Source organism: Nocardia sp. TBRC8007 (genome assembly GCF_056629435.1).
In genome coordinates, this window is sequence record NZ_JBWSOR010000055.1 from 1 (window position 1) to 10,300 (window position 10,300).

8 protein-coding genes and 2 pseudogenes are annotated in these 10,300 nt (G+C 61.2%); 1 reads left to right on the forward strand and 9 read right to left on the reverse strand.

All coding sequences use genetic code 11. The features are described 5' to 3' along the window. A pseudogene (locus ACX4ZE_RS22160) lies at positions 1–183 on the forward strand (IS30 family transposase); the annotation flags it as partial. Positions 184–202: 19 nt separating this feature from the next. Here ACX4ZE_RS22160 and ACX4ZE_RS22165 read toward each other — a convergent pair. The 9 genes and pseudogenes from ACX4ZE_RS22165 to ACX4ZE_RS22205 all read right to left on the reverse strand — a co-directional run. After that, a pseudogene (locus ACX4ZE_RS22165) lies at positions 203–754 on the reverse strand (IS3 family transposase); the annotation flags it as partial. A 5-nt stretch (positions 755–759) separates the two neighbouring features. Further along, complete coding sequence (locus tag ACX4ZE_RS22170; protein ID WP_480275401.1) at positions 760–1,059, reverse strand: transposase; 300 nt, start codon at positions 1,057–1,059, stop codon at positions 760–762. A gap of 36 nt (positions 1,060–1,095) precedes the next feature. Beyond that, the gene (locus ACX4ZE_RS22175; protein ID WP_480275402.1) at positions 1,096–1,374 is read right to left on the reverse strand and encodes a recombinase family protein; all 279 of its coding nucleotides are present in this window, start codon (positions 1,372–1,374) and stop codon (positions 1,096–1,098) included. Positions 1,375–1,487: 113 nt separating this feature from the next. After that, positions 1,488–2,963 (reverse strand): DHA2 family efflux MFS transporter permease subunit, encoded by a 1,476-nt coding sequence (locus tag ACX4ZE_RS22180; RefSeq protein ID WP_480275403.1) that lies wholly within the window; start codon positions 2,961–2,963, stop codon positions 1,488–1,490. A gap of 441 nt (positions 2,964–3,404) precedes the next feature. Then, positions 3,405–4,685: a phthiocerol/phthiodiolone dimycocerosyl transferase family protein gene (locus ACX4ZE_RS22185; protein ID WP_480275404.1), complete on the reverse strand. Its 1,281-nt coding sequence runs from the start codon at positions 4,683–4,685 to the stop codon at positions 3,405–3,407. 9 nt (positions 4,686–4,694) lie between these two features. Next, positions 4,695–5,927: a cytochrome P450 family protein gene (locus ACX4ZE_RS22190; RefSeq protein ID WP_480275405.1), complete on the reverse strand. Its 1,233-nt coding sequence runs from the start codon at positions 5,925–5,927 to the stop codon at positions 4,695–4,697. 61 nt (positions 5,928–5,988) lie between these two features. Then, positions 5,989–6,831: a thioesterase family protein gene (locus ACX4ZE_RS22195; RefSeq protein ID WP_480275406.1), complete on the reverse strand. Its 843-nt coding sequence runs from the start codon at positions 6,829–6,831 to the stop codon at positions 5,989–5,991. Further along, on the reverse strand, positions 6,828–7,973 hold the full coding sequence (locus tag ACX4ZE_RS22200) for an FAD-dependent monooxygenase (protein WP_480275407.1): 1,146 nt from the start codon (positions 7,971–7,973) through the stop codon (positions 6,828–6,830). The genes ACX4ZE_RS22195 and ACX4ZE_RS22200 overlap by 4 nt, the downstream gene beginning before the upstream one ends. 2 nt (positions 7,974–7,975) lie before the next feature. Next, on the reverse strand, positions 7,976–9,682 hold the full coding sequence (locus ACX4ZE_RS22205) for an acyl-CoA dehydrogenase family protein (protein ID WP_480275408.1): 1,707 nt from the start codon (positions 9,680–9,682) through the stop codon (positions 7,976–7,978). Between the last annotated feature and the right edge of the window lie 618 nt (positions 9,683–10,300).

The following is a 10,300-nucleotide window of genomic DNA, read 5'->3' on the forward strand; positions in this document are numbered from 1 at the left end:
CTTCTACGCCAATACTTTCCGAAGGGCACCGATCTGTCGCGGTGGAGCAAGCGGGACCTGGCGGCGGTCGCTGACGCGCTCAACACACGACCGCGGAAGGTCCTGGGGTGGCGCACGCCGGCTGAGGCGATGGAGCAGCATCTACAATCGCTCCAACAACGAAACGTTGCGTCGACCAGTTGAATCCGCCTTGCACTCCGTGGTCGGAATGAATGATCGTCCCGGCCCGCGGTGAACGGTTTGCGATGGCCATTCCCAGCGCGTTGGTCACCAGCGCGGCGGTCTGGGTCGAGTCGATCGACCAGCCGACGACCCGGCGGGAGAACGTGTCGAGCACGACTGCGCAGTACACCTTACCTTCCCGGGTGTGATACTCAGTAATGTCGGTGACCCACAACTGATTTGGCTGCGATCGTGCGAACGACCGGTTGACCAGATCACCCGCGGTCGGGGTCTGATGCTTCGGCCTGGAGCGGCGGTTGCCGGGCAGCCCCTTGATCCCAGCGCGGGCCATCAGCAGCTCAACCTGGTTGTGGCCCACGCTGATCCCGAGCCCCAGGGTGAGTTCGGCATGGACGCGATGAACGCCGTAGGTACCCCGGGATGCGGCATGCACGGTACGGATCTGATCGAGTAGCCAGGCATGCCGGATCGATCTTTGTGACGGCGGTCGTGACCGCCAGTGGTAGTAGCCCGATTCAGCGACGTCGAGGAGCCGGCACGCGGCCTGCACCGGCAAGCCCTCGGACGCCATCGTAGCTATGGCCGCGTATCGCCTTTTGGGTCGCCTCCCTGTTCTTTCAGCAGTTCACGAGCCCGTTTCAGGATCGCCACCTCCTGCTCGAGTTCCCGGATCCGCCGTGTGGCCGCCGACAGTTCGGCCTGCTCGGCGCGGGTTGCGCCGGGTAGCCGGCCGGTGTCGATCAGTTCCTGCTTGCGCCAGAGGTAAATCGTCTGATCACTGATGCCCAAATCGGCTGCCACCTGCGCGACAGGACGACCGACAGCGACCAGATCCAGGACCTTGCGGCGGAACTCTTCGGGATAGCGCCTTGGCACGAACGAGTCTCCTTCGACGGTGTCGTGACCAAGAAGTCAACCAAACCGACTCCGAGAAACCCGGGGAACATCACCGACTCCGAGAAACCCGGGGAACATCATGCCCAATGTCTGCAAGAACAGCTTGCCGAATGGGTCGTCCCAATCGTAGATCTGGCTGCCGAGTCCGAACAGTACACCTTGCCCGCGCAGGCCGGTCAGAATGTCGACGGCCTCGGCGAGGTTGCGGGCGAACCGATCGAATTTCGTCACGGTCAGAACCGTTTGGCGGCTCTTGGCCGCTGCCGCTGTGGCTGCCGCCAGTGCGTTGTCCAAGCCGAACGGAACAGGGTTGAGCTGGGCGGCGATTCGCCGTTCAGGGCGTTCCGGTAACCAGTCGGCTTACGGAACACCACCTATCTCGCCGTCGAGGCATGACATCACTTGGATCAGGCTGCGATGTCTGCCTTCTCCGGCGGAGTGCTAGCTCCTGTGGGCATTCGGTGTCCCATCAGCGCGGCGGAAGCTACTAGACCGGCCAGGAGGATGCAGGCGGGCAAGTACATGGCTTCGCCGAGTGCCGTGGCGAGCCTTTCGAGGATCTGCTCTGGCATCTTCGGCATACCTGCCCCGCCCTCACCGATCGGACCATCGGTGGTCAGATGCTGGGCCGCGATCTGCATCGACAGCAGCGCGCCAACGGCGGCAGAACCGAGTACCGAACCTGCCTGGCGGGTGGTCGTGAAGACACCAGAACCGGCACCGGCCAGCTCCACCGGCAGGTTCCGGGTGGCGGTGGTGGCCAGCGGAGCCCAGATACAAGCATTGGCGACACCAGCGACACCGCCGATCACCAGAAACAGGGCAACTGGGGTATCCGGCTTCATCAGTATCGCGAACACGAAGGTTGTCGCAGCGAAGACCGCGAAGCCGAACGTGGGCAGGATCCGCGGCGCCAACTTGTCCGACAGTTTGCCGACAATCGGGGCGAAAACACCTGTCCCAATAGCTATAGGAGCCAGGGTGAGTGCCGATCGGGTCGGCGACATGTCTAGTACCTGTTGGAGATAGAAGTAGAACGGCACGAACATAGCTGTCAACGAGGCATTCACGGCTCCGATCGCGAGGCTGGACATCGCGAAGTTGCGGTCTTTGAACAGGCTCAACGGCACCAGTGGTTCGTTGGTATTGCGGGACTGGTTGACCACGAACAGACCCATCACGACGACACCGGCGATGATCAGTGCCCAGATGACGCTATCCCACTCGCGGGTATTGCCCTCCTGGATAGCGAACACCAATAAGAACATTCCGGCTGCGGAGAGCGCCACGCCGACCAGATCGAACTTTTTCTTATGGGTTTCTAACGACGGCACCAGCCATACGGCCAGCACAAAGGCGATGATGCCGATCGGCACATTGATGTAGAAGATCCACTCCCACCCCTGTGACTCGACCAGGAACCCGCCCAGGATCGGGCCGACCAGTGTGGCCAAACCTGCGACGCCGCTCCAAAGACCCATGGCTGCGCCGCGCTTGTCTGGCGAGAAGGTGCGGGTGATGACGGCCATCGTCTGCGGTGTCATAAGCGCCGCTCCGAGACCTTGCACGGCGCGCGCAGCGATCAACATCTCGATGCTGCTGGACGTCGCGCACCACAGTGAGGCGGCAGTGAAAACGGCTAGGCCAAGCAGGTAGATGTTCTTAGGACCGAGCCGATCTCCGAGCCGACCGGTCACCAACAGTGGCACCGCGTAGGTGAGGAGATAGGCGCTTGTGACCCAAATGACCTTGTTGATATCAGCATGCAGGCTGCTCATGATCGCCGGATTAGCCACTGCGACGATGGTCATGTCCAGCATGATCATGAAGCTCCCCACGACTTGCGCGTACAGCGCCAGCCGAGGATTACGTTGGGTTGACATGGATTACGGGTCCTGCCCTAGGAGGTGGCCGATGTGTGTGACGGCTACTTGAAGTCGGAAAGTGGGATGCCGGGACTGCTGATGTGGTCGCTACAGGGCACTGCTGTCCATGGACCATGGCGATATCGTCGTCGGAGTGCGCCGCAGCCCAATCGTGTCCGAGCGGCCATCGGAGCTGGTGGTGCGCTCACCGGTATTAACGAGGTTTCGGTGACAACGTGACCCGCGGCCGATCGGAAACGTAGTGCATTGCACCAAGATTTCGAGCAGACTTACGTAACGCTCATGCAGTATTAAGGATGTTTCGGTATGCGGGTGACGTGCACTCTTCGAAACCTTGATACAGTGTGCGATGTTTCCGATCGGCCGTGGGTCACGCTGTCACCGAAACACCGTTAAGGCGCGCAGCTACACCGTCGCAGTTGCTGTCAACGCGGCTCACTAGTCTTGAGCTGCCATCTTGAGGAGCAACGCCTCGAACTCGGCGGCATACTGATCGGCTCGGTCCTCGGACAGGTAGGTGGAGAAGTCAACGCTGAGTCGGCCTTCGTAGGTGTGGATGATGTGCACCGAGGTCCGCAGCAGCGGGTGGTCGGTTTGCCCGGCTGCCTTCATCATCGCGATGACCGAAGTCCAGTCGAACCTCATAGCGTTGCGCAGCTCAAGGATCGTCAGTCCCGGGGGTGTGGGAACCGTCTCAATGACGCCCAAGTTCGTGGTGAGCGTCCGCGGTACCAGGGGCCGTGGCCTGTCGACAGTGCCTGCCATGTGGAGGAACGATTGGTGGATCACCCCTGATTCCAAGTCGTTGACCAACTGCTGCATCGCGGCGGAGCCCACCTCGACCGGATCAGATTTGGGGTGAACCGCCACAACAGAATTCGCCATTCCGAGAATGTTTGTGCCCGCCCAGACTGGCACCGGCGGTTCCAATCTGGCTCGGATGTCCACGGGCGAAACGACGTTGATGTCGATTGCTTCGGTGTCACCGATCGGCAGGAATCGTCGAGTAGCGACAGCGGCCACGCCCGCAACGAGGCTGTGCATAGTCTGGCCCCGACGCTTAGCAAAACCGAGCAATGCCATAGTGTCCTGCGCGCGCAGCCGCACCTGCCGCCACAGAATAGGATTCACCGCCTGCCCACTCGGCAAATTCGTGGGCGCCGCTTGCTCAAGACGGCTCGGTGGGAGGGCGGTCTTTACAACGCCGCGCTCCCCGAGTAGCGCCTCGGGCGACTGCGGAACCGGATGCGGTCGAACTACCGGAGTCCGACCTTCAGCGAGTTCGGTGTAGTACGACCACATTTCGTGATGCCAGTGCTGGACAAGCCTGCCATCGCTGATCGCATGATGGAATACGAGCGCGACCCGAGTATGACCGTCGTCGCCCGAAACTTTCAGCACTGCGACTGGACCGCCCGCGCCGAGCGTCAGAGTTCCCTCGTCGATCCGCCCGATCGGCGAGGCATCGGGTACGGCGGGCACGACGATCCCGAGCCCACGAATCCCGGAGACGGACCCAACATCCTCATTGGACGCAAGCCGCGCAGTGAGCACAGGATGGGCTTGGCGCAACAGATCCCATGCCTCCTGCAACGTGTCGAGGTCGAGAGCACCGACCACATGATCGGTGACCCAGATCGTCGCCGAGGTTGCGGCGAAATACGATTCGAACGGCGACAAAGGGCGGCCGAGGCCGTGAGCCGCGAGCGTTTCAGTCATTCGAATTCCTCAATTCTCGTACTCGTGCAGCGCAACCGGTAGCGACATTCGCCCGCGCATGAAGCTGAACCGCCACGGTGGATCTTCTCCCGCTGTGAGGCGCAGGGCCGGAAAGCTGTGGAACAGCGTATTGATCGCGATCGCGCCCTCAAGCCGCGCGAGCGCCGCCCCCACGCAGAAATGGATCCCGTGCCCGAAGGCCAGGTGCGCCGAGGAGCCCCGATCGGGGTCGAACCGGTCCGGCTCGGGGAATTTCGCCGGGTCCCGGCTGGCAGCCGCCAGTCCCACGATGACGAACTCTCCCGCGTCAATCGCTACCCCGCCCAACATGACCGGCTCCGTGGTGTGCCGCATGGTGGCGGTGTGCGCCGGCCCGTCGAATCTGAGTGTCTCTTCGATCAGATCTGAAGTCCGATCGGGTTCTGTGAGCACTCGCGTGCGGAGCGCGTCGTTCCGAGCCAGCATTTCCGCGGTCGTGGCAATTAGGTTCACAGTTGTTTCGTGCCCGCCGATCATGAGAATGAAGACGGTGTACACCAATTCGTCCTCGCTGAGCCGATCGCCGTCTGCAGAGACGGCGATCAGTTCGTCGAGCAGGTCCCCAGGCCCCGGGTTCGCGCGCTTGGCCGCGATCAGACCGCGAATGTAATCGCAGCACTCCGTCGCGGCACTATTCACCGCATCACTAGTCCCCGGAGTGAAGTACTCCATGAGCTGCCTGCTCCACGAACCGAGGCGGTCACGGTCTTCGTCGGGGAACCCCAGCATCTCGGAGATAACGGACAGCGGCAACGGGAGAGCGAAATCCTCCACCAAATCCACAGAGTCCTTATCCGCTAGGACCGCGACGAGTTCGTCGGCAATTGCCTGGATTCGCGGGCGCATCCGGGCGCTCGCCCCGGCGGTAAATGCCTTGCTCACGAGTTTGCGTAGCCGAGTGTGGTCCGGCGGGTCGAGTTGCAGCATGCTCGGTATGGCCGAAGCACCATTGACATGACCGGCCCCGAGCCGGGCGATGATCACGCTGCGCGCCGTGACATCCTTGCTGAACCGGGAGTCCGTGAGCACCTGTTTGCTCAGGTCGTAATCGACGATGAGCCATGCGGGCAATCCACTGGGCAGCACCACCTTATGCACGGGGCCCTCGACGCGGAGTTTGTCGTACACCGGCCACGGATCGGCGATGAATTCGCGTGTGAAAGTGACGGTTTGAGGCGATCCGTCAGGTTCGCCCGACAGCATTTTCGACATGAGATCCCCTGCTCTACTAATTCCTGATCTTGTTTTCAGGCCCGGTGTCGTCCTACGACACCTGGGCCAGACGGGGCGGCGCGGGAACGAGCACCTGGTGCACCTTGGCGCACAAGCCTTTTGTGTCGAAAATCTCCCCGAAAGCGAAGAGTCCGCCCTCGGCGACATGGGTGGTCGCGGCTCGTACATAAGCCCATTCAGACTCGACAGGGCGCACGCAATGCACCGTGACGTCCACGTTGACGGCGCTCATCTCCTCCAGCGAGAACCCTCGCCCGATCGACCACACCGCGTCCGCGAGCGTGTAGACGAGCTCGAAACCCGTCATCGAGGATCCGCTCACCAGCGACGGCGGCATCTTGCACGCCGCGGTGTGGGCGCCTTCCCGGAGAAATGGGATGTCTCCGGGAAACTTCCACAGACAGGAGGACATGTACCCGCTCGCATGATGCAGCCAGGAGAACGGCATGCCCTGGCTGTCGAAGCCGAGGTGGATCGGGTGCTGCGACAGCTCCCGTGCATCGAGGTCCGCCAGGTCCGCAGGGAGTGCGGCATGGGACGTAACCAGCGCATCCGAGACCGGACGAATGAACCAGAACGTCGCTACAGCGACAACCTCGCTGTCCTGAATGAGGAACACACCGAGCTGTTTGGTCGAACGGGTCTCGTGGAGCACCTCCGCCCGCACAACTACGTCGCTCACCTTGATCGGCGCGAGTATATCGAAACGACCACTTGTGGGGACGAGCCCTGGGGTGCTTCGCTGGGCCACCCGGTACGCGAGCCCGAACGGCGGACCGCCGTGCTGAAAAGCGGGTGACCACGGCCCGGAAGTCGTTGGCTGTGACTCGAATTCCTCCGCTGACTTCTGGCGGTAGAAGAATGCCGCACTCATACGGCGCTCACCGCATTATGACGAGTCACCTGGCTCGAGCTGATCTTCGCCCGAAGCGCGGCAACCTTCGCCGCGATATCTGAGCCGAACGGGTCGTGGTAGAGTTCTGCGATACCGAGCGCGTACCCGTGGATATAGCGGACACGGTCGAGATGGGCAGACTCGTACCCGTGCAACGCTTCATCGACGGTATCTCGGTCCGACCCCGACAACACCTTCGCCAACGCGACAGCGCTCTCGACCGCGAGATTCGCTCCCTGAGCGCTGTGCGAACAGATTGCGTGGACGGCATCGCCGATGCCCACAGTCCGCTGCCGGTACAACCGTTCGGGCCGTGACCGGAATGTGCTCGGCCGCAACGAAATCTCGTTCATACCCGCGATCATCGCTTCAACCGGACGCGCCCAGCCGTCGAACTCCCCGACGATTCGCGCTCGCACCTCGTCGGCAGCGGTCACGTCGAGCTCCGCGTGTTCGACATATCCTGTCGCGTAGACGGTTTTTCCGCCCACCACTGGGTAGCAGAGGAAATTCTTCCGCTCACCGACCCAGAGCCGCACCGCAGGGTCGGCGCCAAGTTCATTGATCACACGCTCCAGTGGAATGAGTGCCCGATAGACCATCGTGCCGTGTCGCACAATGTCTTGGTCCGGGTTGATCCGCGCGGAGATCGCGGAGTTCACGCCGTCCGCCGCCACCACGAGGTCGAACGATCCACGGGAACCGTCGCTGAAACGCACGACAACCCCGTCCTCGGACACATCGCAACCGAGAGCCTTCTTACCGAGGTGCAGGCACAGATTCCCGCAGGACTTCACCAGGACATCCTGAAGATCAGCCCGCAAGATCGAAATACCGCCCAATCCGCCCATGCGCGGCTGCGGCCACTCGCCACGGTACAGGACGTTGTCCTGGGAATCCGTGACGGTGGCAAACCCGATGGCACACCCGATTTCCCGGATGATCTGCTCCAACCCACATTCAGCGAGCAGGCCGAGAGACCTCGGGCCGAGCGTCACTCCGGCCCCGATCGGCCGCAATTGGGTGGCCGCGTCGAAAAGGCAGACCTCATGGCCGGAGGTCTCCATACTCTTGGCGAATACGAGGCCGGCGATGCCGGCCCCGATGACCCCGATACGCATCGTCACCACCGCCGCCGTGCGACCAAAGCGCTGTCCGTCACCGCTTCGGCGAGGATGTTCTCGATCTCGTTGTGAGGGTAATGAACTCGCGATCCAGCGAGCGTGACCAGCAGGTTCTGGGTCGCGAAGCCGAGTTCGTCCAGCACAGTGCGATGCCGGAGCAGGACTCGCATCGCCTCTCCGCAGACGAGGCCGTACGTCGCGTCCCACAACTGTGCCGAGTCGAGCTGGGAAGCGGCATGCGCGATTTCCGTGCCGAAGATAACGATGCAGTACAAGTCGCCGATGGCCTCGATGGCCCGCTCGCCTTTCAGCGTATCGTTTTCCATGACCCATCGCGAGAAACCCAGGCAGAATTCTCGGAATACCGCGCCGTTCGACAGCCCGGACACGGACTCGAGACTCGACCGCCAATCACCGAAATCGATGGACCCAAATCCCCCGAGCCCGCGATGGGACAGCAGATATTCGGCTCCCACAGGCCAGTGCTCACCAGATTCATGGGCAGGAGACCTGCCGGATGAAGCGATGAAAGCTTTCGAAGACTTGATCATCTGCATAAGGTTGACGTATTTGGTGCCTTCCAAGCGAGGCAGATACGCACAGAACCTCCGAATTGCATTGAGCGGCGACTGACTCTCGAACGAATACGCCGAAGCAGCATCCATTAGCGATCGGATAACGGATTCGGACATTTCAGTGACAAATGTCTTGGCTGCGCTGTTGAAAACGATGTAGGAATTATCGCTGCGCGAAGCGTTCTCCATGTGCTCAGCGCATTGCGCCAAGAAGGCCCGCATTGCGAGGACCCAGACAGCCGATTCGCACAGAATTTCCTTGTTCTGCCCGAAGTCGCTCGTTCGAACACCGAAGATCGCGCGACTGCTAGTGTGGCGATACGTTTCCAGCAGTGCACGAGAGGCCAATCCCACAGCCGCAGTGGCAAGGTTCACCTTGCCGATATTGATCGTATTGACGGCGTCGAAGAAGGCGCCTCGGCCCGAGACGATGACATCGGACTCGCCGACCACATAATCCTCAAGTTCGAACTCGGCCACAAACATCTGCTCCGGCACCGCATTCCGGACCAGCCGGAAGCCGGGGTTCGCATGGTCGACCCGAACGAAGGAGAACGACTTGCTATCGTCCCCACCGGCGGCGAATGTAGTGATGATAGGCGAAACCTGTGCGTTGCCCACGTAGTGCTTCGCGCCGTTGAGAACCAGTCCATGCTCGGACTTCGTCAACGTCGTCGCTGTTGTCCGCCAGTCCGCACCGGCGCCCTTCTCAGACATCCCGAACGATCCGAGGTGACCGCTCCGTAACGCCTCGGCATAGATGCCCTGCAACTCTACAGAGCCAGACATCCACACCGGCAGCACCGAGAGCGAGGTGACATGCCACATTAACCAGTGGGTGAAACTGCCGAATGCGAGATTCTCGCTGGTGGCGAAGATCGTCCGAGGGCGCCACTGTGCGTCTGGTCCGCCAATCCCCGCCGGGCACAGTGTCCTCGACAGGATCGACCGATCACGGAGAAAGCTCAAATAGTCGTCGGGGAAATCCCGTGATATGTCTTCTGCCGTGAGTACCTCGGCGCCTTTTCCGGCAAACCAATTTGAAATCTCGACCTGAACATCAGAATGATCGCCTGAATGTGGGCGCCTCAAGTGGTGCGCTGAGGACAGCGTCTGATCAATAATACTCATAACTCCCCTAGGTATAATAAGTTCCGTGCACAGCATTAGATTTCATTCTGCTTGCTGGAAGCCCAGTACAAAGGCGCAGGATGCAGGCGCATCGCACGTGCCGATCACGTGCGGTAATCCCCCTTCCCCTCCCCACCTAATCGGCGCCTCCGCTGTAATAAACCATAAGGTGCGAACGGCCGCAAATTGACGCCATGCCAATAACTGCACATGGTGCAGGCAGCTAATCTGTGAGCATCTTGTCGAATCTCGAAATATCTATGGTCATGGCTAGATCGTGACCAATTTTGGCAATCTCGACGACGAAGAACGTACGAATCAGCAAATGCTGACCTATGGCATGGATCACGCCGGGTCAAACCACCGTTCGGCAGATACCGGATGGTCGATGCGATGCGATGCGATGCGATGCGGATGGGTGCTCGATCCTCACGCCGGTCCGGAGGGAAACAGTGCCTGCGGCTCAAGGTCCAGTCGGGTGACCGGACCCGTCTCGGGCGGGGTGAGGTTGAGTGCCTAGTTGCCGAAGCGGCCGATTGTGCGCGTGATGTACGGGGTGATTGTGGCCAGATCGTTCCGGGTCTACCGGGTTGCCTTGTGCGGCAGGGCATTGGTGGC